The organism is Methylobacterium jeotgali, assembly GCF_022179345.1.
Classification (GTDB): Bacteria; Pseudomonadota; Alphaproteobacteria; order Rhizobiales; family Beijerinckiaceae; genus Methylobacterium; species Methylobacterium jeotgali.
The window spans coordinates 67,420-91,557 of record NZ_BPQR01000022.1 but is presented as its reverse complement, the minus strand read 5'-3'; the positions used below and the strand labels follow the sequence as shown (position 1 = coordinate 91,557).

General features: G+C 69.6%; 23 protein-coding genes. 5 read left to right on the top strand and 18 right to left on the bottom strand.

The window, feature by feature from the left end:
- Positions 1-547 precede the first annotated feature (547 nt).
- The 3 genes from MFF04_RS07140 to MFF04_RS07130 form a co-directional block, all read right to left on the bottom strand.
- Entirely contained in the window at positions 548-1,717 is a 1,170-nt protein-coding gene (locus tag MFF04_RS07140; protein WP_238274737.1) for a tyrosine-type recombinase/integrase, read from the bottom strand.
- 794 nt (positions 1,718-2,511) lie between these two features.
- Positions 2,512-3,207: an HWE histidine kinase domain-containing protein gene (locus MFF04_RS07135; RefSeq protein ID WP_238274736.1), complete on the bottom strand. Its 696-nt coding sequence runs from the start codon at positions 3,205-3,207 to the stop codon at positions 2,512-2,514.
- Positions 3,208-3,269: 62 nt separating this feature from the next.
- A complete protein-coding gene (locus MFF04_RS07130) occupies positions 3,270-3,998 on the bottom strand; it encodes a Crp/Fnr family transcriptional regulator (protein ID WP_238274735.1) in 729 nt (242 codons plus the stop codon).
- A 232-nt stretch (positions 3,999-4,230) separates the two neighbouring features.
- On the opposite strand from MFF04_RS07130, the gene MFF04_RS07125 reads away from it, so the two are divergent.
- The 3 genes from MFF04_RS07125 to MFF04_RS07115 are packed head-to-tail and all read left to right on the top strand — an operon-like array spanning position 4,231 to position 9,213.
- Complete coding sequence (locus MFF04_RS07125; RefSeq protein WP_238274734.1) at positions 4,231-5,244, top strand: chemotaxis protein CheB; 1,014 nt, start codon at positions 4,231-4,233, stop codon at positions 5,242-5,244.
- 55 nt (positions 5,245-5,299) lie between these two features.
- Positions 5,300-8,833, top strand: a complete 3,534-nt coding sequence (locus tag MFF04_RS07120; RefSeq protein ID WP_238274733.1) for a CheR family methyltransferase — start codon at positions 5,300-5,302, stop codon at positions 8,831-8,833.
- A gap of 2 nt (positions 8,834-8,835) precedes the next feature.
- Positions 8,836-9,213 (top strand): response regulator, encoded by a 378-nt coding sequence (locus MFF04_RS07115; RefSeq protein WP_238274732.1) that lies wholly within the window; start codon positions 8,836-8,838, stop codon positions 9,211-9,213.
- Between the two features lie 233 nt (positions 9,214-9,446).
- On the opposite strand, the gene MFF04_RS07110 is transcribed toward MFF04_RS07115, so the two are convergent.
- On the bottom strand, positions 9,447-9,638 hold the full coding sequence (locus MFF04_RS07110) for a helix-turn-helix domain-containing protein (RefSeq protein ID WP_238274731.1): 192 nt from the start codon (positions 9,636-9,638) through the stop codon (positions 9,447-9,449).
- 162 nt (positions 9,639-9,800) lie between these two features.
- Between MFF04_RS07110 and MFF04_RS07105 the strand changes: the two genes are divergently transcribed.
- On the top strand, positions 9,801-10,640 hold the full coding sequence (locus MFF04_RS07105; protein WP_238274730.1) for a transglutaminase-like domain-containing protein: 840 nt from the start codon (positions 9,801-9,803) through the stop codon (positions 10,638-10,640).
- A 9-nt stretch (positions 10,641-10,649) separates the two neighbouring features.
- Here MFF04_RS07105 and MFF04_RS07100 read toward each other — a convergent pair whose 3' ends face one another.
- The 14 genes from MFF04_RS07100 to MFF04_RS07035 form a co-directional block, all read right to left on the bottom strand.
- On the bottom strand, positions 10,650-11,324 hold the full coding sequence (locus MFF04_RS07100) for a response regulator transcription factor (protein ID WP_238274729.1): 675 nt from the start codon (positions 11,322-11,324) through the stop codon (positions 10,650-10,652).
- Positions 11,321-11,830 carry an MxaH protein gene (locus MFF04_RS07095; RefSeq protein WP_238274728.1) on the bottom strand — a complete coding sequence of 170 codons (510 nt, stop codon included), beginning with the start codon at positions 11,828-11,830 and terminating at the stop codon, positions 11,321-11,323. The genes MFF04_RS07100 and MFF04_RS07095 overlap by 4 nt, the downstream gene beginning before the upstream one ends.
- Positions 11,827-12,762, bottom strand: a complete 936-nt coding sequence (locus tag MFF04_RS07090; protein WP_238274727.1) for a YncE family protein — start codon at positions 12,760-12,762, stop codon at positions 11,827-11,829. The genes MFF04_RS07095 and MFF04_RS07090 overlap by 4 nt, the downstream gene beginning before the upstream one ends.
- A 5-nt stretch (positions 12,763-12,767) precedes the next feature.
- Positions 12,768-13,307, bottom strand: a complete 540-nt coding sequence (locus MFF04_RS07085) for an SRPBCC family protein (protein WP_238274726.1) — start codon at positions 13,305-13,307, stop codon at positions 12,768-12,770.
- Positions 13,307-14,332, bottom strand: a complete 1,026-nt coding sequence (locus MFF04_RS07080; RefSeq protein ID WP_238274725.1) for a vWA domain-containing protein — start codon at positions 14,330-14,332, stop codon at positions 13,307-13,309. Before MFF04_RS07080 ends, MFF04_RS07085 begins: the two co-directional genes overlap by 1 nt.
- Positions 14,329-14,958, bottom strand: coding sequence for an MxaK protein (locus tag MFF04_RS07075; protein ID WP_238274724.1), 630 nt, complete (start codon positions 14,956-14,958; stop codon positions 14,329-14,331). The genes MFF04_RS07080 and MFF04_RS07075 overlap by 4 nt, the downstream gene beginning before the upstream one ends.
- The gene (locus MFF04_RS07070; RefSeq protein ID WP_238274723.1) at positions 14,955-16,043 is read right to left on the bottom strand and encodes a vWA domain-containing protein; all 1,089 of its coding nucleotides are present in this window, start codon (positions 16,041-16,043) and stop codon (positions 14,955-14,957) included. The genes MFF04_RS07075 and MFF04_RS07070 overlap by 4 nt, the downstream gene beginning before the upstream one ends.
- A gap of 4 nt (positions 16,044-16,047) precedes the next feature.
- Positions 16,048-16,974, bottom strand: coding sequence for a nonribosomal peptide synthetase MxaA (locus MFF04_RS07065; protein ID WP_238274722.1), 927 nt, complete (start codon positions 16,972-16,974; stop codon positions 16,048-16,050).
- Complete coding sequence (locus MFF04_RS07060) at positions 16,974-17,828, bottom strand: DUF58 domain-containing protein (protein WP_238274721.1); 855 nt, start codon at positions 17,826-17,828, stop codon at positions 16,974-16,976. The genes MFF04_RS07065 and MFF04_RS07060 overlap by 1 nt, the downstream gene beginning before the upstream one ends.
- A complete protein-coding gene (locus MFF04_RS07055) occupies positions 17,825-18,856 on the bottom strand; it encodes an AAA family ATPase (RefSeq protein WP_238274720.1) in 1,032 nt (343 codons plus the stop codon). Before MFF04_RS07055 ends, MFF04_RS07060 begins: the two co-directional genes overlap by 4 nt.
- 63 nt (positions 18,857-18,919) lie before the next feature.
- Positions 18,920-19,210, bottom strand: coding sequence for a methanol dehydrogenase [cytochrome c] subunit (locus MFF04_RS07050; RefSeq protein ID WP_238274719.1), 291 nt, complete (start codon positions 19,208-19,210; stop codon positions 18,920-18,922).
- A gap of 86 nt (positions 19,211-19,296) precedes the next feature.
- The gene (gene moxG / locus MFF04_RS07045; RefSeq protein ID WP_238274718.1) at positions 19,297-19,890 is read right to left on the bottom strand and encodes a cytochrome c(L), periplasmic; all 594 of its coding nucleotides are present in this window, start codon (positions 19,888-19,890) and stop codon (positions 19,297-19,299) included.
- A 98-nt stretch (positions 19,891-19,988) separates the two neighbouring features.
- The gene (gene moxJ, locus MFF04_RS07040; protein ID WP_238274717.1) at positions 19,989-20,876 is read right to left on the bottom strand and encodes a methanol oxidation system protein MoxJ; all 888 of its coding nucleotides are present in this window, start codon (positions 20,874-20,876) and stop codon (positions 19,989-19,991) included.
- A gap of 158 nt (positions 20,877-21,034) precedes the next feature.
- Positions 21,035-22,918: a methanol/ethanol family PQQ-dependent dehydrogenase gene (locus MFF04_RS07035; RefSeq protein WP_238274716.1), complete on the bottom strand. Its 1,884-nt coding sequence runs from the start codon at positions 22,916-22,918 to the stop codon at positions 21,035-21,037.
- Between the two features lie 446 nt (positions 22,919-23,364).
- Between MFF04_RS07035 and MFF04_RS07030 the strand changes: the two genes are divergently transcribed.
- A complete protein-coding gene (locus MFF04_RS07030; protein WP_238274769.1) occupies positions 23,365-24,135 on the top strand; it encodes a trypsin-like peptidase domain-containing protein in 771 nt (256 codons plus the stop codon).
- Positions 24,136-24,138: the final 3 nt, after the last annotated feature.

Below are 24,138 nucleotides of genomic sequence, written 5' to 3'. Positions count from 1 at the left end.
ATCAACGCTGTCGGTCTTGTAGGCGAGGGTGCTTCTCCTCCTGAGCCAAGAGCCATGTCTCAATGGCACTCACGCGGTAGCGGACCTGACGGCCGATGAGGATCCGCGGTGGTCCGACGCGGAGAAGATGCCAACGGTCGAGCGTTCGTGCGGACACTCCCAGCAGTCGCGCTGCCGCGCTTCGGTCCACGAGTTCGGAGAACAGTTCTCTTTGCTGAAGAACACCAATCTGCACCATGACCATCGCCTCTTTGACCACATCGAATGGCCGTCGGGCGTTGGACACGGAGGGCCAGCCCGACGGGATTACCCGTCGTCGCCGTAGCCCTCCTTGGCTTCGGTCGAGAAATGCACAACATCGTGCGGCTAAGCCCGACGTCCGGCAGTCACTCAACCAGTGGCGTGAACATAAGCTGAGATTATGCCTCCGCTTTGTCAACCCATGTCCTAAAAAATGTACCAAGCGGCACCAGATGCCTGCTCTTGACTGTGCAATTAATTGCACAAAGTTGAAATTGCATGGGCTGACTGAAAGCGTATCTCGGTCTCAGTTGGACTGGTGGCCGGGCACACCCATCATGCTACTGCCAAGGCGCTCCACTGCAGCGCGCTGAGGCTCATCGAACAGGTGGGCATATCGCATTGTCGTCTGCGCCTGCGTGTGGCCAAGCAGGCTCCCGATCAGCGGTAGATTGGCCCCGTCCGACACAAGCGTGGACGCGAATGTATGACGAAGATCATGGAGGCGCACGCCGTCGATCTGGGCGTCCTGGCAGACTGAGGCCCAGAAGCGCTTGATGTCGGTGATAGAGGTCTCGCAGTCGCGCCCTGGGAAAACCACGGTGGAGCTTGGTGCGTCGGCGCGGCGCTCCCGTAGCATCTCGAGAGCCGGGCTTGAGAGCGGCACACGATGCAGTCGACGCTGCTTCGTGCTGGCCGAAGGCTTGGTCCACACGCCTTCGACGAGATCGAACTGCGCCCAGGTAGCAGACAACACTTCCATGCGCCGCGCTCCAGTGAGCAGCAGGAGCACAGCATCGGCAGCTGTACGGTTCGAGTGCTCGACGAGCTGTCTGAGCAGACGCTGAAGTTCGTATGCAGTCAGATACCGCTGCCGTGCCTCCTCTGGGTTTCGCCTGACGCCCTTGGCGGGGTTGGTAGTGACGATCTCCCACTTGAGGGCAAGGGAGAACATCTTGGACAGGAGCGCAAGCACGCGATTGGCGCGGTAGGGGGTCAACTGCGACAGGGTCCGGTGTAGGTCCTCAACGTCAGCGTATCTGACGCTGGCCGCTTTGGCGCTGCCGAGCCGAGGCAGGATGATTGTGCGTAGGATGCTCTTGTCGTCCCGCTGCGACGCAGGGCTCTTACTCGGTAGATGGCGCTCCTCATACAGGGCGGCCAACTCGCGCATGGAAAGGGCAGCTCTATCCTCATGCCGACGAGCCATGGGATCTTCGCCGACATCGATCCGCCGCTTCAGCGTTTCCGCCCGCTTGCGAGCGGCTGCCGCCGACCACTCCGGGTAGCGCCCAATGGTCAGGCGTCTTTCGGTGCCACCTGCTCGGTAATTGAGAATGAAAGCACGTGCACCTGCCGCAGTGACGCGCAGTCCGAAGCCCTTGAGGTCCGCATCATATGTGATGGTCTGACCGGATGGAGGTAGAGGAGCACCCTTCGCGAACGTCTCAGTGATCCGTCTTGCGAATGTAGCCATGTCCGCACTGTGTCCGCACAGAAAGGAGTAGCGAGTGACTTTCTATGGCTATCTATGTCGGCGCCCGTCGATGAGAAAGCCGTTTTCTGTCAAAACTTTAATGCCTAACTCTTTGCCGAGCAAGGGATGGCAAGTTTATCCGTCTACGTCCTTTTAATCTGTAGGTCCTGGGTTCGAGTCCCAGCGCGCTCACCATCTAACCTATTGCAGATGTTAGACGATTTTTGTCGGTGCGCAGGCTTACATCCACGCCGCCGATTGCTCGTAAGCACCTCGTAAGCAGTTGCTCGCCTTTCCCCTCACCACACACTCTTTCACGGTGTCGCCCCACCGACGATCCGGCTGTTTGAAAGCGTCGATCGCCTCTTTCGCGAGCCATGGTGTCGCGCACGCCGGCATCTCGGCGACGGTCAGGATCAGGGGCAGCCTGACGCTGTCAGGGGGGCATCGCTCATGTCCGATCGGACGCCGAAATCCAAGGCCAGTTTGGGCTGGGCATCGTAGGGCGCCAGCATGATTTTGATCCGCCCCCACGGGAGTGGTCCGCCCTTTAGTATGGCTTTCGAGCTCGGAGGACGGGTCGATGTCGAGGAAGCGGCCCAAGCCCTGAGGAGATTGTCGCCAAGCTGCGATAAGCGGACGTGCTGATCGGCCAAGGTATGAGGGTGGCGGAACCGGACCATCCGATCCCTGGATCGAAACTAACTTGTTGCCAATATTAGGCAATTTTAGATCGCAATAAAACTTCGTTCCGCGGTTCATCCGCCTGCCTGCAACAGCTCGGCTTGCCGACGTCACCGAGGCTCCGCCTTGCGCCCGACGTGGGGCGGCATCGAGAAGGCGAGGGTATAACGGAATCCGTCGGGGTCGTAGGCGAGCTCGGTCTCGGCATCGAGGTTGTGCCTCATCATCTCGTCGAGCACCTGCGTGCCGAATCCGCGATGGGACGGCGGGGCGACGCCGGTCAGGCCCGTCTCCTTCCAAAGAATCCGCAGGATCGGGTCCGGTGCACCGTCTTCGAGACGCCAGGACACGTCGATGCGACCCTCCGAGCCCGTTCCGGCGCCGTGCTCGACTGCGTTGACCGCGAGCTCGTGGATGGCGAGCCCGAGGGTCTGCGCCGTTCGGGTCTGGAGCAGGATATCGGGGCCGCTCAGCCGCAGCCGCTGCCCTTCGTGCAGGGTATAGGTCACGAGTTCGTCCGCGAAGGCGGTGTGAAGGTCGACCTCGCCGCTGCGGTCGATGGCGCCGTGCATGCGCACGAGGGACAGGAGCCGATCTTCGAGATGGGCCGCATAGACCGCGGCCTCGGGACGAAATCCGGCCGAGCGCCGGATGATCTCGCGCAGCAGCCCGAGCGTTGCGCGCAGCCGATGGCGCAGCTCGGCCGGCGCGTCGTGCCGTTCGAGCAGCCGGCGCAACCGGGCGTTGTCGGCCTCGAGCCAGGCATTGCGTGCCGCCATGGCGGTCGGGGTCTCGGCTGGCATCATGGCATCCTCGCTGCCGGATGGTCGGCCCGCACATCCCTCCAACCGCTGCGAGCGAACGGCGTTCAGCCGTTGCAATCCTTACGCTGATCCAGGTGGAAGTAGACAGGATCGAAGACGGCGAGGTTGCGCAGTGCTTCAGGGTCGCGGATCGTGAGCTGCTTGCGCTGCAGCTCGATGAGCCCGGCCGCGCGCAATTCCATGAGCGTCCGGTTGATGTGTACGGCCGTGAGGCCCATCGCGTCGGCGAGCTGGCTCTGGATCAGCGGCAGCTCGAAGCCGGTCTCGTCCGCAAGGCCAACGAGGGCGAGGCGCAGACGAAGCTCGCAGATGAAGTGGGCCAGACGCTCCGCCGCGAGGCGACGGCCGAAGCTCACGGTCTGCTCGTGCTGCATCGCGCTCTGGAGGAGCATGTCCCACCAGAGCGCCTCCTCGATACGGGCGTTGGCGCGGGCCAGCGCGCGCATCTCGTCCGGCCGTATGCGCGCGTAGCGAATGGCGGTGATGGCGCCTAGCGAGTGATCCATGAAGTGGGGCAGGATGCCGTAGGGCTCGCAGAGATCGCCCGGCAGGAACAGGGCAATGATCTGGCGACGGCCGTCGTCGAGTTGCTTGTAGCGGCAGGCCCAGCCCTCGAGGATCAGGGTCAGGGTATGGGGCGGATCGCCCTCCATCAGGATGTCATGGTGCGCTTGCGCGACATGAACGGGCCGCGCCAGCTGGTCGAGGAGCAGAGCGTCCTCTTCGGTCAGGCACGCGCCATGGCGCAGCTTCTGCACAAACGGGCTGGTCATTGGCCCGCTTGTCGACATCGGCAGTGAATTCGATGCAATAACCTATGTGAATTTCGTTTCCCGCAGCACCTTGGCTCAGCCCGTTCGAGGTCAATGGTCGCCAAGTTCGCCATGACACATATGTCCCGTTCCGCTCCATATTGCCATATCAACTGTGCCTAAGTCTGTAGCCGGAACAAGCATCGCGGCGTTGCTGTTTGCCCCGCAACGGCCTGGACGGTAACACCTATTCATGAGCAACCGGGACATCATCGTGATCGGCGGCTCGGCCGGCTCGCTCCCGCCCCTGCGCGCCATCCTCGGGAGCCTGCCGGCGGACCTGCCGGCCGCGGTCCTCGTCGTCCTGCACATGCCCAGCCAGGGCTCGGGGATCGTCGCGACCCTGGCCGGAAGCGGAAGCGCGCTGCCCGTGCGTCAGGCGGAGGACGGCATGGCCATCGAGCCGGGCCGCATCTACACCGCCGCCCCCGACCACCACCTTCTCATCCACGACCGTCAGATCGTGCTGGGGCACGGTCCGCGCGAGAACCTGACGCGTCCCGCCATCGATCCCCTGTTCCGCGCCGCGGCGGTGAATCACGGGCCGCGGGTCATCGGCGTGATCCTGAGCGGCCTTCTCTCCGACGGGGCGGCGGGCCTCAACGCGGTCCAGCGCTGCGGCGGCTTCACGCTGGTCCAGGACCCTGCCGACGCCGCCTCCCCCGACATGCCGCGGCGCGCGATGGAGGCGACGATGGTCGACCTCTGCGTTCCGGGAGCCAAGATCGGCCCGACCCTCGTCGACCTCGCGCACGAGCGCCCCGGCGCGCAGGTCCCGGTTCCGCCCGAGCTCTCCCTCGAGATCGACATCGCCGCCGGCGGCCGGATCAACACGGCGGTCCTGAGCCGCTTCGCGCAGCCCGCGGCGCTCACCTGCCCGAGCTGCGGCGGCGTCCTGTCCCGCGTCAAGGTCGGCGAGCCGCTCCGCTTCCGCTGCCAGGTCGGTCACGCCTTCACCGCCGACGTCCTCGCCTCCGAGCAGGAGAGCCGGGTCGACGAGGCGATCCGCGTCGCGCTGCGCATCATCGAGGAGCGCGCCGAGCTCGTGCATCGCATGGCCGAGGACGGCCGCCACAGCGGCCGCCGCGCCGTGGCGGAGATGTACGACGCGCGGGCCATGGAGTACCGGGAGTACGCCGACACCCTCCGCCGCGCGGTGCTCCGCTCCATAGCGCCGAAGGCGCCCGTGGAGGATAAGGAGGACTAGCGGGACGGTCCAGGGACGGCGATCACGCGGCGCAAGGGATCGGCGGAGAACGAGAGTGGCAAAGAAGCCGGGCCAGGACGACCACGGCAGCGCCGCGGCCATCGTCGCCCTCTGCGCCTCCGGTGCGAGCACGCGCTCCCTCGAAGCGCTTCTCCGACTCCTTCCGGCCAACGGCGAGGCCGCCGTCATCATCGTCCTCCAGCATCGCGAGGCTCTCGACGAGCGTCACTTCGGTCTGGCGCTGCGGGAGGCTGGCCACGCGCTGACGCCGATCACCGAGGGCGAGCCGGCCGAGCCCGGGCACCTCTACCTGCCCGACGCCAACATCATCCTGTCGATCGAGGCGGGTCGCTTTCGGCAGGAGACGGCGCAGCAGAGCGTGGGAGAGCGCGGCACGATCGACAGCTTCCTGATCTCGCTGGCCAAGAACGAGAACACCCGCAGCCTCGCCGTCATCCTCTCGGGCACGGCGAGCGACGGCACCCTCGGCCTCAAGGCCATCAAGGAGGCTGGAGGACTCGCACTCGCCGAGGCGACGGCGGAGAGCCGGAGCGGCGAGCTGGCCACCAGTCACGACCCGGCCGCGCTCGCGGACGCGATCCTCACCGTCGAGGAGCTGGCCGAGCGGATCGAGGCCTATGTGGCCGGCATCACCGGCCGCGAGACCGGGCGGTCTGCCCGTATCACCGAGAACGACATCTCGGCCGTCCTCGCTCCGATCTCGGCGACCCTGCGCAACCGCACGGGCCACGACTTCCACGGCTACAAGCCGGGCACCTTCATCCGGCGCATCCAGCGTCGCATGCACGTCGTGCAGACGGAGGACGTTCAGGCCTATCTCGAGATCCTGCGCAGCAGGTCCGAGGAAGCGCAGCAGCTCTTCAACGACCTGCTGATCGGCGTCACGAGCTTCTTCCGCGATCCCGAGGAGTTCACGCGGCTCGAGCGGGAGGTGCTTCCGACGCTCTTCTCCGGGAAGGGTCGGGGCGATCAGGTGCGGATCTGGGTCATCGGCTGCTCGACGGGCGAGGAGGCCTACTCCCTCGGGATCCTCCTGCGCGAGCACATGGCCACCCTCGACGTGGTGCCGCAGATCCAGATCTTCGCCACCGACCTCGACGGCCGCGCCCTCGCGGCGGCGCGCGCCGCCCGCTACCCGGAGGGCATCGCCGGCGACCTCTCGCCCGAACGCCTGGCCCGCTGGTTCGTGCGCGAGGGCAACACCTACTGCGTCGTCAAGGAACTGCGGGAGATGTGCATCTTCTCGCAGCACTCGATCATCAAGGACGCGCCCTTCTCGCGGATCGACCTCGTATCGTGCCGCAACCTGCTGATCTACCTCGACACCGACCTGCAGGATCAGGTCATGCCGCTCCTGCACTTCGCGCTCAAGCCGAACGGCATCCTGTTTCTCGGCAACTCGGAGAACGCCTCGCGGCACACCAAGCTCTTCGCCTCGATCGGCGGACGCTCGCGCATCTTCCGCCGCCTCGAGACCAGCCAGCGCGTCCTTCCGAACTTTCCCCTGACCACCGCCATCCCGAATCCTTCGGGCACGCCGAGCGTCGGCGCCACAAGCCCGCTCATCATGGCCACCGGGCTGACGCGCCGGGCCGAGCGTTTCGCCGAGCGTTTCGCCCCGGCCTACGTGATCATCGACGAGGACTACAACGTCCTGCACTTCTCGGGGCGCACGGGGCGGTTCATCGATCCGGCCGGCGGCGCGGCGAGCCTCAACCTGCTTCAGCTCGCGCATCCGGACATGCGGACCTCGGTCCGCTCGGCGCTGGCGAAGGCCGCCGAGGGCGGATCAACGGTGCAGGTCGACGGCCTGCGCGTCGGCCAGAACGGCCACAGCCTCGCCGTCGACCTCGTCGTCGAGCCGATCCAGGCCGCGGGGGGGCAGCCCGGCGGCTTCTTCGTTCTTTTCCGCGACGGCGCCCGGCTGCCATCGGAGAGCGGACTTGTCGGCCCCTCTGACCGGCACGAGCGCACGCAGCGGCTCGAGGCCGAGCTGCGCAGCACCCGCGACAAGCTCCAGGCGACCAACGAGGAACTCGAGACCACCAACGAGGAGCTGAAGGCCTCGAACGAGGAGTATCAGGCCCTCAACGAAGAGCTGCAGGCGGCCAACGAGGAGCTTCAGACCTCCAAGGAGGAGCTGCAGTCGATCAACGAGGAGCTGACGACGGTCAACGGCGAGCTCGGCCACCGCGTCCACGAGCTTGCGCGGGCCAACAGCGATCTGAAGAACCTCATCGAAAGCACGCAGATCGCGACCGTGTTCCTCGACAACGACCTCAAGGTGGTGAGCTTCACACCGGCCGCCGCCGAGATCTTCCACCTGATCGGGTCCGACGAGGGCCGGCCCATCGGCCACATCAAGGCCCGCGTCTCCTACGACGAGCTGGCCGAGGACGCGCGACGGGTGCTGCGCACCCTGGCGCCGGCGGAGCGCGAGGTCGAGAACGCGGAGACCGGGGCCCGCTACATGGTCCGCGTGCTGCCCTACCGCAGCGTCGACAACTACATCGCCGGCGTCGTGGTGACCTTCGTCGACGTAACGGCGCGCCTCCAGGCGGAGGCGGCGCTGCGCGCCAGCGAGGTGCGGCAGCGGGCCCTGATCGAGGGCGTGCCGCAGCTCGTCTGGCGGGCGGTGGACGGCGGGCACTGGACCTGGGCCAGCCCGCAATGGATCGCCTACACCGGCCTGTCCGAGGAGGAGAGCCGCGGCACGGGCTGGCTCAAGGCCCTCCATCCCGACGACCGCGAGACGGCGGTCGCGTTCTGGCAGGACGCGCAGAGCACCGGCCGCCTGGAGATGGAGGGCCGCATCTGCCACGCGCCGGAGGGGCGCTATCGCTGGTTCCAGACGCGGGCGACGGCGTTGCGCGACGATCAAGGGCGCCTGCTGGAGTGGCTCGGCACCTCGACGGACATCGACGACCTGCGCAAGCTCCAGGAACGCCAGCAGGTCATGGTCGCCGAGCTGCAGCACCGGACCCGCAACCTGATCGCCGTCGTCCGCTCCATCGCGCGCCAGACGATGGACGCCAGCGATGGCCTGGAGGAGTTCCGGACCGCCTTCAACGAGCGCCTCGCCGCACTCTCGCGCGTCCAGGGCCTGCTCTCCCGCTCGGGCCAGGAGCGGATCACGCTCGGCGGCCTGGTGCGCTCGGAGCTCGATGCGTTGGGTGCCGGCGGCATGGCCGAGCGCATCCAGGTCGACGGGCCCGAGGTGACATTGCGAAACTCGACCGTCCAGACCCTGGCGCTGGCGATCCACGAGCTGGCCACCAACGCCCGCAAGTACGGGGCACTCGCGGCTGCGCACGGGCAGCTCTTCGTGACATGGACCGTCGAGGAGGACGAGGGCCGCCGCCTCATCCTGGAATGGGTCGAGGAGGGCATCGAGCGCCCCCGCGAGGAGCATGGCTCGGCCAAAAAGTCCGGCGGGTATGGGCGCGAGCTGATCGAGCGGGCGCTGCCTTACGCGTTGGGGGCTCGAACAAGCTTCGAACTGGAGGACGCGCGTCTGCGTTGTGTCCTCGACCTGCCGCTGGACAAGCGGGGTGCGGAGGCACGATAGCGATGGGAACGGCCAACCTGACAGGCCGGCGGATCCTGGTCGTCGAGGACGAGTACTTCATCGCCGACGAGATGCGGTCCGATTTCGAGAGCGCGGGCGCGCAGGTGCTCGGCCCGGCCGCTTCGGTTGAGGAAGCGCTTCATCTCCTGGAACTCTCGCCCGAGATCGACGCGGCGGTGCTCGACATCAACCTGCGCGGCGAGATGGCCTATCCCGTCGCGCAAGCCCTGCAGGTCCGGGGCATCCCGTTCGTCTTCGCCACCGGGTACGACGCTCAGCACGTTCCCGCGCCGTTCAGCGGCGTCCCGCATTGCGAGAAGCCCGTCGAGCCGTTCAAGGTGGCCAGAGCCCTGTTCGGCTGTCCTGCTGAGGGTGGATAGCTATCAAGAAACTAGTCTCAGACAGCGGCCGTTGCCGGACGAGATGATGTGCGGGGTTACGCGAGGCCAGCCGAGAGGATGCGGGTGCCTCGGCGGATTGATGCCGACAGCGGATCGGCGAGGTGGCCCCACCGAAATAGCACCACTACCAGATGTTGTGCAATTAATCGCAAGTAGCGAGTTATGCCTTGTGGTGAGGCCTAGCATAGCCCTGCAACGGATCCACCTCGCTTTTAGGCTGAGCGCCGTCTGACGAGTTGCTCGATGTCCATCTCGAGGACGGATGCGATCCGGTCGAGGGCGGCGATTGTCGGGCTGCGCTTCCCGCGATCGACGCCGCTGAGATAGGTCTGGTGGACCTGAGCCGGATGCGCGAGTTCCTCCTGCGAGAGGCCGCGCTCCCGCTGGGCGTTCCGCAGGCTCAAGGCGATCCCGACCCGCGCATTCATCGAGTCATGGATGCGTGCCGCCGCCCAAGAGTGCCGAACATTTGAGCATTGCTTGCCGTCCGTTGCGCCGTTTCCGCGGGAACGGAGCTTCACCGTGGCTGTTCTGATCCGAATAGGGTGCGGCGCGGACACGAGACCATGATCATTCGAACCGGATACACGATTGCCCTGGACACGGTCCGGCCGACGCCGATGAACCTGCTACTGAGTGTCCACCCCTCACGGGAAGCGGACCTCGCGACGCCGGAGATCATCGCCTTCGACCCGCCGGTGGAGGCGCACCATCACATCGACGGGTTCGGCAACCGCTGCACGCGCATCGTGGCGCCGGCCGGCGGCATCACGATGTCCGCCGATTTCCTGATCCGCGATTCCGGCCTGCACGACCCCGTGGTGCCGCAGGCCCGGCAGTTCCCGGTGGAGGCGCTGCCCGACGACGTGCTCGTCTTCCTCATGGGCAGCCGCTACTGCGACACCGACAAGCTCTCCGGCCTCGCCTGGTCGCAGTTCGGGGGCACCCCGGAGGGCTGGGCCCGCGTCCAGGCCATCGTCGACTACGTGCACCGGCGGCTGCGCTTCGACTACCAGCAGGCCGACGCCACCCGCTCCGCCTTCGAGGCCCACGAGCAGCGGGTCGGCGTCTGCCGGGACTTCGCGCATCTCTCGATCGCGCTGTGCCGCTGCATGAACATCCCGGCGCGCTACTGCACGGGCTATCTCGGCGACATCGGCATCGCGCCGCTGCCCGACCCGATGGACTTCTCGGCTTGGTTCGAGGTCTATCTCGACGGGCGCTGGTACGCCTTCGACGCCCGGCACAACGAGCCGCGGATCGGCCGCATCCCCATGGCGCGCGGGCGCGACGCCACCGACTGCGCGCTCACCACGAGCTTCGGCCCGGCCCCGCTCCGGCTCTTCGAGGTCCATACCGACGAGGTCGTCGAGACGCCGGCCCCCGCCCTGACGCGGGCGGCATGAGGCGGAGGCTCACGACGACACGTCGTCGTGGGCGAGCGCGATCTGGATGAGCTCGGCGAGGCTGCCCGCGCCGAGCTTGCGCCGCATGCTTGAGCCGGCGTTGACCACGGTCCGGTAGCTCAGGCTCAGGCTGTCGGCGATGGAATCATAGGACCGCCCGCGGCTCAGGAGCGACAGGATCTGCAGTTCGCGGGCGTTGAGCCGCGCGAGCGGCGCCGGCCGGGCGCCGGCGTTGAGCATCGCGACCTCGGTGGCGAGCCGGTGGTCGAGATAGACCTCGCCCGCCCGCACCCGCGTCAGCGCCTCGACGAAATCGGGCCCGCGGGCATCCTTGAGCACGTAGCCGAGCGCCCCGCTCTCCAGGGCCCGCGAGACGATCACGGGGTCGTCGTGCATGCTGAAGGCGAGGATGCGCGTCGCCGGCTCCAGCGCCCGCACCCGCCGGATCAGCGACAGGCCCGAGAGACCGTCGTCGCCGAAGCCGAGATCGGTGACGACGAGCCCGGGGCGGTGCTTGTGGAAGCTGCGGTAGCCGGAGACCACGTCCCGCGCCTCGTGCAGCACCGCGATGCCGGCGGCCTCGGCGAGCTGGCGGAAGCCCTGGAGCACCACCGGGTGGTCATCGACGATCAGGAGCTGCCCCGGACCCATGGCCTGAACGTCCCGGCCCGCGCCGGCGGTCATGGCCGCGCCTCCGGGGTGTTCTTCTCGCCGAGCCGGGCCAGCGCGGCGGCATGGTCGGCGCCTTGCGCGCGGGCGTTGAAGTAGTGCTGGCACATCTCGCCGTAGAGGCTCTTGTGCCGCCCGCGCCGGGCCGCGATGGCGCCGAACCCGTCGAGGAGCGCGGTGTAGGGCTCCTGCCGGCCGATCTCGCCGAGCATCTGGCCGAGCTGCACCGTGCGGTTGGCCATCATGCGCTGGTCCTCGATGAAGCCCTCCTGCGCGGTCTTCAGGGAAGCGGCCATCGCCCGCGCGGCCGGATCGTCCGCCGGCAGGGCATGGCCCGCCTCGCGGCCGGCGAGCCACCGGGCCGGATCGGTGCCGTCCGTCGGGTTGAGCCAGGCCGGGAGATCGGTCTCCGAGGTCGTGGCGACGACCGAGCCCTCGCCCCCGGCGCGCTTCTCGCCCTCGTCGTCGCGGCCGCAGGCGGCGAGCGCCAGCACGAGGCAGAGGACGGCTGCGGCCCTCACGGTCGATCCTCCGCCACGGCGAGGCTGCGCGGACCCTCGGCGACGGGGATGCGTCCCGTCTCGCGCAAGGATGCGAGGTCGATCACGGAGACGTCGTCGCTGAACCAGTTCGCCACGTAGGCGCGCCCGCCCGCCACCGCGATCCCCTCCGGATAGCCGCCGACCTTCACCGTCGCGACGACCTCGAGAGCGGCCGTATCGACCACCGAGACGGTGCCGGCATACTGGTTGGTGACGAGCACGCGGGCGCCGTCCGCGGTGACGGCCACGCCGTAGGGCGAGGGGCCGACGGGCACCCGGGCCAGCGCCTTCAGGGTGGCGGTGTCGATTACGCTGAGATCGTCGCTGCGCACGTTCGCGACGTAGAGGCGCCGCCCGTCCGGCGAAAGCCCGAGGGCGAAGGGGCCTTCGCCGACCGGCACGGTGCCGATCCTCTCCATCCGGGCAGCGTCGAGGACGCTCACCTGCCGGCTCTCCCGGTCGGCGACGTAGAGCCGCCCGTCCGGCCCGAGCACGAGGTTGGCCGGGTCGCGGCCCACCCCCGCCTCACCCCGCACCGAGCCGGTGGCGGCCTCGACGCTGAGAACGCGCGCGCCCGACCAGTCGCCGACATAGAGCGTGCGCCCGTCCCGGCTCACCGCGAGGCCGAAGGCCTGGCCGGGAACGGGGATGCGGCGGGGCTCAGCCCCGCTCACGCCGCCTTCGAGCACGCTGATCGAGCGCCCGTCCGGATGGCTCGCGCAGACGACCCCGCCGCCGGCCGCCACCACCGCCGGGTTCGGGGGCAACGCCACCTTCGCGCTGAGGGTGCCGCTTCCAGCGTCGATCGCCGCGACCTGCGCCCCGCCCTGGCTCGCGACGTAGACCGTCGCCGCCCGCGCCGGGACGCCGGCGAGGCTCGCCGCGAGGAGCAGGGCGGCGGCGCGACGCATCGGCGCTACCTGCCTCCCTCGACGGCGGCCTTGAGGCCCTTCAGTCCGTTGGAGAAGTACCTGTTCATCGCCGTCCGGCCGGCCTCGTCGCTCAGGGCCTCCTCCGGCTCGTTGCCGGTGTCGCCCCGGTAGAAGCGGCCCTGCCAGGAGACCTTGCTGCCTGCGCCGTCGGGGCTGACCGTGATCGTGGCGGAGTAGGAGGAGACCGGCAGCGCCTTCAGGTCCGGATCGGACATCCGGTAGGAATAGGTGCGCGCGTCGCCCTTCCACTCGTCGAGCCCCTCGACGAGGGTGCCGCCGGACTTGAGCGTCACCTTGCGGGTGCCGCCGGAGGCGTTACCGCCCGAGGCCTCGACCCCGGCGACGTCCGGGTGCCACTTCCCGATCCCGCCGAAGTCGCCGACCACCTTCCAGACCGCGTCCGGGGGCGCGGCGACGGTGACCGACTGGTCGACCTTCTGCGGCGTCGGCCCGTGGGCCAGGGCGACCGTCGCGGCGGCAGTAGCCGCGAGCGAGAAGGCGAGGGCGGTCAGGGTCGAGCGCATCACGATGTCCTGGTGCTGAGGGTTGGCACGGCCGCGCGCCGGGATCGGGCGGGGCGGCGGCGCCCGAGGGAGCGCAGGGGCGCGGCGAGGTACGCGCCGAGGGCGAGGAGGAGAGCGAGGCCGCCGAGGAACGGGCGCGGATCGAGGGAGCCCGGGACCGGCCGCGGGGTCGCGGCGGCGGTGAGCGGAGCGGCGAGCCCGTCCGGACCGTCGAGATGGCTGTAGGCGAGGCCGGTGGCGGCGGCGAGCGCCCTCAGATGCGGCTCGCGCACGGAGGAGAGGTGCTCGGTGCCCTTGGCCGCGGCGCCGCCGAAGGGCGCGTTGCGGGGGTTGTAGCCCTCGCGCGATTCCGCGTCGGCGGGCGGCGGGCCGAAGCGGTTCTCCTGCTGGACGTCGCTCTCGCCGAGGAAGCCGGCCTCGCGGCCCCGGTCGTTGTATTTCGGGATCGGCGAGAGCCCGTAGCCGCCGGCCCCCACGATCAGCCCGCGCACGGCGCCCGGCTTGCCGTCGAAGGCGGGCGTCTGGCCGGCGGGGAGAGGCGGCGTCTCCTGCCCGTCCGAGAGGAACAGGAGGTCCGTGCTGATCTCGGCGGCGAGCTCGATGGAGCGGATGAGCCCCGCCGACACGTGGCTGTCGCCCTCCCAGGCCATGCGCCAGTCGAGCGCGGCCAGGGCCCCGTCGAGGGGCGCGAAGTCGGCGCAGACCTCGATGGGCGCGAAGAGCAGGAAGGGCCGCCGGTCCGTGAACAGCCCCAGGGCGAAGCGCGAGCCGCAGGGCAGCTCGGCCACGAGCCGGCGGAGCGCCAGCTTGGCGACGTCGAGGCGGCTCGCGGGTGCACCGTCGAGCGTGTAGTCGCGCACGTTCATGCTGCCGGTGATGTCGACGACCGCGAGCAGGGCGACGCCCTGGCGCTGGAGTGGGATCGGCCGGGCCAGGAGCGCGGCGAGGCAGAGCAAGAGGGCGCCGAGCAGCGCCAGCGTCCGGGGCGCGCGCAGGTTGCGGGCGAGAGGGAACGGCACGCTCACGGGCCGCCCCTCGGCTGGCCGGGGATGTCGGTCCAGATCTGCTTCGGCTCGGCCTTCAGCTCGTCGCCGCTCTTGCGGTCGAACTCGGGATAGTCGCGGATCAGGCGCGAGGCCACGTCGAGGTTGAACTTGGCATCCCAGTCGTCGGGCCGGGCCTCCAGTGCGCGGCGGTAGTCCTGGCGGGCGAGCGTCACCTGCGGCCCCGCCCGGTCGAGGTCGCTGCGGGAGAGGAGATCGAAGGCGAGCCGCATCCGGGCGTTGGCGACCATGGCCCGGGCGCGCCCGGTCTCGCGGACGGCGCCGCGCCGCTCTAGGGCCTCGACCAGCGGCTCCGCCTCGTCCTGGCGGGAGCGGGTCGCGAGGAAGCGCACCCGGGCGAGCAGCAGCGCCGGGTCGGCCTCCGCCGAGACGGCGACATCGCGGCCAGCGTCGAGGGCGGCCATGGTCTCGTTGACCCGGCTCGCGCGCCAGGCGGAGACACCGAAGGCGAGGGCGACCGCGACGAGCACGATCGGCAGGGCGAGCAGCACCTGCGGACGGGCGCGCCGCCAAGCGCCGGCGAGCGCGCCCGAGAGGCGGCTGCGCAGGGCCACGGGGGCGGGAGCGGCGAACGCGGCGCGTCTCATGCGGCCCGCCTGTCCGACGCGCGCGGCCGGGCGTCGACGCCGGCGGGCGTCTCACGCGCGGGCGAAGCCGACACGGGACGAAGCGAGAAATCCGCCTCCGCGAGCTTGCCCAGCGTCAGGACGAGGAGCCCGAGGGCCGCGAGCGCGTAGGCGAGAGCCGAGAGGTCCTTGCGGAGCCGCACCTCGGTGTAGGGGATCGGGTCGCGCTCGAGCGCCTCGATCTGCTGCACGGCGTAGGCGACCGCCTCGGCGCCCTCCGCCTCGAAGACCCGGTAGGGCACGCCGAGGCTCTTGAAGAACAGGTCGAGATGGCGCTCGGGAGCGGCCTGGGGCGTGTCCTCGCCGACGGGCTTGTCCTGGATCGAGGGCGAGCCCTTGGTGCGCAGGAACAGCCAGTAGAGGTTCGGCCTCAGCTTGGCGAAGGCGGCGCGGAGCTGGCCCTGGATGCGCGGATCGATCACCGCCGCCCCGTCCGAGACGAGGAGCAGCACCCGCGACACGCCGGGTCGCTCGGCTCCGAACTGCGAGAGCCCCATGCCGAGCCCGCGGGCGACGTTGGTGTAGTCGAGCCCCGGCCGGTCGATGGCGGCGATGGCCGCGCGCACGGCGTCCTGCCGGTCGGTCATCGGCACCACCAGCATCGGCGCCGTGGAGAAGGCGGTGACGGCGAACTGGTCGTGGGCACGGTTGCCGACGAAGTCGCGCAGGATGCGGCGGGACGCGGCGGCCTTCGACTCCTCCTCGCCCGAGGGCTGCCGCCCGGCGAAGGTCTCGTTCATGCTCCCCGACCGGTCGATCAGCATCGAGACCTGGGCGCCGATGCCGATGCGGGTGACGCGCTCGCCGCCGCGATAGGGCCCGGCGAGCGCCAGGATCAAGCCGGCGAGGCCGATGATGCCAGCGAGCGTCAGGCCGAGGCCGATCGCCCGGGAGAGCCCGTCCGCCGGGGCGGCGTCGAGGGAGGGCAGGCCGGTCCGCCGGCTCACCTTGAGGCGGAGCGGCAGCAGGGCGAGCGGCAGCAGCCACAGCACCCAGGGCAGGGTGAAGCCGTAGGGACCACCGGGGAGGCCTGAGAGCGCACCCATCGGATCAGGCCGTCCGCTCGGCGGCGGCGAGGCGGCGGAGCGTCGCCTCGGCCTCGGCGAAGGGCCAAGACTCCCGCGCCGCGGCGGTCTGACGGCCGAAGAAGGCCCGGCGGGAGGCGGAAAAGAAGCGGGCGAGCGCCTCTCCCTGCGCCCGGAAGGCCGGGTGGCGGTCGAGGAAGCCCGGCAGGTCGTCGGCGAGCACCCGGCGCCCGTCCGTGCCGTCGAGGCCGCGATGGAGGGCGAGCAGCGTCTGCCGGTAGCCCTCGTCGTCGCCGCGACCGCGGACCGCTTTCAGCCCCCGGAGCGCCGCCGAGAAGGGCCGAGCGGGGCGCTTCGCGAAGAGCCACCAGGCCCGGTCGCGGGCCAGCAGCAGCAGCGCGACGAGGGCGAGGCTGAGGAAGGCCAGCGCCGTCGCGAGGGCCGGCGTCGGATCGAGCCGGGCGACGCGCCCGTCGGGCCGCAGGTAGTCGGCGGGGTCGTCGCGCTTGGCCGGCTGCACCTCCCGCAGGGGTGAGACGCCGAGGCTCCAGCCCGGCACCTGGGCCTTGGTCGTGGTGACGCCACCCCGGGTGTCGCTGGCGAGCGTCACGGTGAAGCCCGGCACCTCCAGGCTGCGGGCGTCGAGGGCGGCGTAGAAGTTCTGGTAGGTGAGGCGCAGGCGGGTGCGGGCGGCGCCCCCGACGTTCGCCTCCTCGACGGCGACCTCGCGCAGATCCAGCCAGTAGGTCACGGGGCCGGGGCTCGGCAGCGAGGCCCGCTGCACCCGGAAGCCGGGATCGGCCAGGATGTCGACCTGCGTCTCGACGAGATCGCCGAGGAAGTAGCCGAAGGCGCGGGGCGCGCGGACCTCGACGAAGCGCACCTGCGCCCAGGCGAGTCCCGGCGCCAGCAGGGCCAGGAGAAGAGCGGCGATGAGGCGGCGGCCGCGCATCACGTCGTCATTATGTGGCGGCTCAGCGCGTCCGCGTCGAAGCGGTCGGCGAGGCGGAAGGGCGAGCGGGCGTAGGGGGCGGCCCGGCGGCGCAGCGCGGCGACGCGCTCGGCCTCCCGCTCGATCCAGCGGCGGCGCAGCGACGGGCGCAGGAACACGAGGCGTCGGCCGGCCCCTTCGAGGTCGTCGAGCTCCACGAGGCCCCAGGCGGGCAGGCCTTCGGCCTCGGCGCTGTCGGCGAGCAGCACCGGCACCACGTCGTGGAGCGCCAGCGCCCGGAAGGCCTCCTCGATCAGCGTGTCCGGCCAGCGGAAATCGGAGACGAGGAACACGAGCTTCGGGCGGCCCGCGAGGAGGCGGGCCGCCTCCAGCACGCCTCCGGCGCCGCGCCCTTCGGCCGGAACCTCCGCCACCCGTCCCGCCACGGCGAGCGCCGCGGCGCGGCGGCGGGTGGCGGGCAGGAACAGATCCTCGCGCAACCTCTCGTCGCAGCCCATCAGGCCGAAGGCGTCGCCGATCCGGGTCGCGGCCCCGGCGAGCCCCTCGCAGAGCTGGCCCGCGAGCCGCATCCGGTCGCCGGCGCCGCGAAAGCGCATGGAGGCGGAAAGGTCGAGGATCACCCAGCATTCCAGCGCGGTGCGCGCCTCGAAGCGGCGGACCTGGAGGCCCTCGAAAGGGTCGTGGAGCGAGGCGCGCAGGTCGATGCGCCGCGCGTCCGGCAGGCGCAGAAACGGCACCTGATCGCGGAAGGTGCCGGTGCCGCCGGCATCCCTCCCGCGATGCACCCCGACCCGGCTGCCGCCGGGCCGCCAGCGTGGGAGGTAGACGATCTCGCCGCCGCCCTCGGCCGTCACGGGGTCGGCACCGTCTCGAACACGGCCCGGCACAGCTCCGGCACGATCTGCGCGCGGCGCATCTCGTGGACGGGCTCCAGGAAGACGCGGTGCGCCATCACCTCGGGGAAGACCGCGCGCACGTCCTCGGGCACCAGCCACTCGCGGCCCTCGAGCCAGGCGCGCACCCGCGCCGCCCGCACCAGGAAGGCGACGCCGCGGGGCGAGGCGCCGCCCTGCACGAGGGCCTCCATGTCGATGCCCGGAAGGCGGATGCCGGCGGCGGCCGGGCGCAGCAGCGCCTCCCAGAGGGCGACGACGTAGGCCTCGATCTCCGGCGCGGCCGAGATCGCGTGCTGGATGGCGCCCGCGATGCTGCCGATGCGGGCATGGTCGAGGACACCCGGCGCGACCTCCTCGATCAGCCGGTCGGTGTCGTGGAAGCGCGGATCGAAGACGAGGGCGCGCCGGGCCTCGGGCTCCCGCGGCGCCTCCATCCCGATCTCCATGAGGAAGCGATCGCGGGCGGCGGCCGGCAGCTCGAAGGTCTCCTCGCGCTCGACCCGGTTGCGGTCGGCGAAGACCTGGAGATTCGGGAACCGGTACTCCCGGTTGAAGGCCTGGACGCTGCGCTCGGCCATCAGGCGCAGGAGCAGGGCGTGGACCTGCGGGCGCGCCCGGTTGATCTCGTTGAAGAAGAAGACCGAGAGGTCTTCGGACTCCCGCAGGACGGGGCCCGGCTCGACGCGGGGCCGGCCGTCCTCGGCGAGGTAGGTGTGGTAGATGAGGTCGGTCGGCATCATGTCGACCGTGCCCTCGACGCGCTCGTAGGCGCCCCCGAGGGCGCGGGCCACCGCCCGGAGCAGCGTCGTCTTGCCGACGCCGACATCGCCCTCGAGCATGACGTGGCCCCGGCCGAAGACGGCGAGGGTCACGAGGCGGATGACCCGCTCCTGGCCGACCACCGCCTTGGCGACCTCCGCCTCGAAGCGGAGGGCGGCCTCGCGCCAGTCGGTCAGCATCTTGTCGCCGGGACGAGGGGTGCTCATGCCTGTAGCCTTCGCGAGACCGGCGCGCGCCCGGAGGCGGCGCGCCGGACCGGGTGGCGGACGTTACTTCGAGGAGATCTTGGTGATGTCGTATTCGAACTTGCCGGTCTTCTTGAAGTTCTCGACGCGCTGCCTGTTGCGCTCTTCCATCTGCTTGATGGACTCGGACTGCTTGTTGAGCTCCTTGGGATCGTGCTTGGGATCGTACTTGGAGCCGGCGATCTTCTCGGGGAAGCCGGGCTTCGGCTCCCAGCAGTTGCCGGGCGCCTTGCACTTGGTGCCGTCGTAGGCCGAAGCCGGGCCCGCGACGAGGGCGCCGGCGGCGAGCGCGGCGGCGACGATGAACATCCGCATGGTTTCCTCCATCTCCTTGCAAGACTCGGGCGGTTGTCTCGCCCCTTGACCGCACCCTTCGGGCGCGATGCGCTTCTCCCGAAGGCTCATTCCTCCAGCGGCTTGCACCGGCCCTTGGCGTCCTTGGGAAAGACCTCGCCCTGCTTGTAGGGCTTGTAATTCTTCTTCTGCTCGTCGTTGAGCCAGACGGCGTCCTGCACCGGGCCTGTGTAGAGGTGCCGGATCCAGGCGATGATCTGCAGCGTCTCGTCAGGGGTCAGGCTCTCGCTGTGCGGGCCCATCATGCCGTTGGCGCCGCCCCAGATGGTCGCAAAGAGGCCGGTGTCCTCGGTGTTGGAGGGATAGGTCCAGTAGTTGTCGTTGAGGCCCGGTCCGAGCTTGCCCTCCGCGAGGTGGCCGTGACAGCCCGAGCAGGAGGTCGCGAACAGGCTCTCGCCGTTCCGGAGGCAGGACTTGTCGTCGATGTAGAGATTCTTGCCGGTCTGGAGGAAGGTCTTCACGGCCTCGGTGTCCCGGCCGCCCTCCTTGCCCTGCGAGACGTCGAGCGTTTCGCCCGTGACCGTGTTGCGCAGGACGATCCCGGTCTGAGGCCCGCTCGTGGGCTGAGCCAGGGCGGCCAGCGCGGCGGTGCCCGCGGCAAGGGCGATCGCCGCCCGGATGCCGATCTTCTTGAGACTCATGACGTCGGACCTGTGTTCTTGCTCCTGGTGCCTGGTCCCGGAGCCGCGGCGAGGCGGCCTCCGGCGGAGCGGCGCGGATCGCCGCTCTGGTGAGAGGGTCAGTTCGAGACCGGCAGGACCGGCACGCCTTCCTGCTTCAGGATCTCGTCGATGCGCGGCTTCGCCTTGACGAGCGCCGCGTCGATCTGGGTCTTGAGGGCGGTGTCGTCGCGGCGCAGGCCCATGGCCTGGTCGAAGCTCTGGGGCAGCCTGCGGCCGTCGCTGCGCACGGTGTCGTCCGGCACCGGCGTGACGCGCAGCGGCGTCGAAGCGTCCTTCACGTAGCGGGCGACGTCGGGGGCGAAGGCCACGGCGACGTCGGCCTTGCCGTTGACGACCTCGCTGACCATCCGCGCGGGGTCGATCTGGGTGTACTGGTTGCGCGGCGCCCGGAAGTTCACCAGCGAGTAGAGGTAGGCCATGTCCTCCTCGTAGCGGCCGATGTCCTTGAGCATGGCCTCGCCGGGGGTGCCGAAGCCGACGACCATGTGGTCGACCTGCTTGAGGCGCGGGTCGGCCCAGGACCTCACGTCGAGGTCGCGGTCGGCGCGGGTGATGAAGACGTAGCCGCTGCGGTAGTAGGGCTTCGAGACGAGCACGCGCGGATCGTCGGAATCGAGCCCGACCACCACGTCGCAGATCTTCTTCTCGAGGCCGTCGCGGACGAGGTAGATCGCGGGCTTCCCGATCCAGACGAACTGGGGCTTGCGGCCCATCGCCTCGGCGACGGCGGCGGCGACCCTGTTCTCGAGGCCCGAGCCGTCCTTCATCGAGAGCGGCGGCTGCTCGGCGGCGCAGATGCGCAGGACCGAGGGGTCGGAGGGGGTTTCGGGGACGGCCTTGGCCGCTTCCCTGGCGGGCTCCTGGGCGAGGGCGGCCGGCGCCCACAGGCAGGCGAGAGCCGCGAGGGCCGCGGCGGTGCGGCGTCGTCCGGTCACGAACGGCATGGGGATCGCTTCCTCCGGGGGGATCGTTCGGCGCCTGCGGGCTGGCGTGCCCGGGGAGCCCTCGGGCTCCGGCGCTCTCGCGGGACGTCGTTTCGGGTGCTCTTCGGAGAGGGGAGCACCGCCGCCTGGGCGGCGGGGCTCCCGATCGTCGGGCCGCCTCAGCGGGAGGCGCGCTTCTCGTACTCGCCGACGTTCGGATCGTCGTAGGGGCCCTTCCCGTCGAGGGAGAAGACCATCACGCCGCCGCCCATCTGGGTGTAGTTGGCGAGCTTCTTGAAGGCGCCGACCGCGCCGAGACCGGCGGTCGGATCCTGGAGGTCGAACACCAGGCCCACGCCCGGCCAGCCGCCGACGCCGTAGTAGATGGCGACGTACTGCGTGCCCTTGTGGGAGTAGGTCATCGGGTAGCCGATGGCGCCCGACGGCAGCTTGAACTTCCAGAGAAGATCGCCCGTGTCGGAGTCGCGGGCCTTCAGGTAGCCGTCGAGCGTCCCGTAGAACACCAGGTCGCCGGCGGTGGCCATCGTCCCGCCCCACACGGCGAAACGCTCCATCTTGTCCCACTTATACTCGCCGGTCACGGCGTTGTACGCCTTGATCTGGCCGAGGCCCTCGTAGTTCTGCCGGTCGCCCTTGGGGCCCGGATACATGTTCAGCGTGGCGCCCACGAAGAACTGACCCGCCCGGTAGGGCAGCATGAAGGGCTCCCAATCCATGCAGATGTGGTTGATGCCCATGAAGAAGAGCTCACGCTTCGGATCGTACGAGTCGTGGCCCTGGTTGTGGTAGCCCATCGCCGAGGGGCAGATGTCCTTGGCGAGGTGGTCCATCCGGGTGCCGTACTCCGGATCGCGGACCGGCAGGCCCGACTTCAGGTCGACCGACTTGAACACGTTGACGGTGTCGTCGAGCTTGTTGGCCGAGACCAGCGTGCCGTCGGTGCGGTCGAGGGTGTAGACGATGCCGTTGCGGTCCGGATGGGTGAGGAGCTTCCTCGGCTTCCCGTCCTTGTCCTTCTGGTCGGAGAGCATCATCACGTTGACGCCGGCGTAGTCCCACTCGTCGTGGGGCGTCTTCTGGTAGCCGAACTTGGCCTCGCCGGTGTCGGCGTCTCGGCCGAAGATGGTCATGGTCCACTTGTTGTCGCCCGGACGCATGGTCTCGTTCCACGGCGCCGGGTTGCCGGTGCCGAAGTAGATCAGGTTCGTGCCGGGATCGTAGGCGTACCAGCCCCAGTTCGTGCCGCCGCCGATCTTCCAGGCGTCGCCCTCCCAGGTCGCCGTGCCGAGGCCCTTCTGGCCGTAATGGGCGTTCTTGATGTTGAAGTCGGAGGCCAGCAGCAGGTCGGAATCCGGACCCGTGGCGTAGGCGCGCCAGACCTGGGCGCCGGTCTTCACGTCGTAGGCGGTGAGGTAGCCGCGCACGCCGAGCTCGGCGCCGGACGAGCCGATGATGACCTTGTCCTTGACGACGTAGGGGGCGATCGTGAGCGTCGAGCCGACCTTGATGTCGGAGTTCTCGACCTTCCACACGGTCTCGCCGGTCTCGGCGTTGAGCGCCGCGACGTGGCCGTCGAGCTGGGTCTTGAGGATCAGCGACGGGGTCTTACCGTCGCCCGGCCAGTAGGCGAGGCCGCGGTTGACGAGATCGCAGCAGGCGACGGCGCGGGCGGCCGGGTTCTGCTTGGGCTTGTCCTGCCAGAGGATATGGCCCGGATCGTCGAGGCCCAGCGCGAAGGTGTTGTTCGGGAACGAGGTGTGGATGTACATCTTACCGTCGACGACGAGCGGCGCACCCTCGTGACCGTTCAGCAGGCCGGTGGAGAAGGTCCACGACGCCTTGAGCTGCTTCACGTTCGACTTGTTGATCTGCTTCAGCTCGCTGTAGTTGTTCGAGTCGTAGTTCTTACCGGGCATCACCCAGTTTTCGTCCTTCTTGGACAGCTCCACGAGCTTGTCGTTGGCGGCAGCCATGCTCGCCATGCCGATCGGGGCGAGCGCCATGATCGCCAACGTCGACACCGATGTTACGAATCTGCTCATCCTTAGCGTCTCCTCGCCTGACCGCCGCGCCTTTCGGCCTCGCGGTGCCTGATGCAGCTATTCCCTTCGGAGGTTGGGACGTCAGCGAGCCTTCTCAGAGGGCATGTGAGAAATCCCTAAGTATTAACTTAGAAATCTCTGCCTTATGAAAGACTTATTAGCTTCCCTCTCCCTCGTATTTCTAGCCATCACTTCGCCACGATGTCTTCTGCGCATCCGATATTTTTCTATGGGATGATCAGGCAAGGAGGATGCACGTTCTCCCGGCTGCGCCGTCGGCGCACTTGACCGGCCCGGCCGGCGGAACGACCCTGTTTCCCGGCAAGGCGGCATACCGCCGCGCCGGCGACGGGGCTTGGCCGATGGTGGAGCAGGACGCGCCGCGCGGGCGCAGGCGGACGGGATCGCGCGAGAGAGCCGGCGCGGCGCTCGCGGCGCTGCTCGCGATGGCCCCCGCGCCCGGCATCGCGCGCGACGTCGACGCGACGGGCGCCCTCTATCCCAGGGACGGCCGGCGCGACCTCACCGGCGCCGATCTCGACCGCTTCAAGGGGGCCGGCGTGCTCTGGTGCCGGCGTGCGGACGGGGTGCCGCAGAAGGCCGCGGCGGCCTGGCTGATCGGGTCGCCCTCCGTGGTCGCGCTCAACGCGCACAACTTCCGCAGCCGCCGCCTCGAGACGACGCGCCGCGTCGAGGACTGCTACTTCCAGATCGGCGGCCGGAACTACGACTTTGTCCCCGCCAGCCTGAGGCTCGGCACCGAACCCGGGGCGACGCAGCTCCACATCACCGACGACTGGGCGATCCTGCGGCTCGCCGGGCCCGCCGACGCGCCGCCCCAGCCACTCCCCGCCGCGCCAGACCTGCCGACCGGGGACGCGAGCGTGCCCGTCACCATGGTCTCGCCCGCCGGGCACGAGAACTACCGGGGGCCGAGCAGCCTCGAGACCTGCGCGATCCGGCGCATCGACCCGCCGACCGAGGGGGCGACGCGGCGCGCCCGGCACGATTGCAACGACGGCTACGGCGGCTCCGGCTCGGGCCTGTTCGACGCGTCGGGCCGGCTCGTGGCCATGCAGAGCGCCTCGCTCTCCATGAACTCGCGCAACCCCTTCGACATCGAGTCCCACTACGGCTCGGCGCTGCTGATCGAGGGCGCCTTCCTCGAGGCCCTGCGGCAGGAGGCCGACGCGGGCCCGGCGGCCGGGGTCCGCTGACGG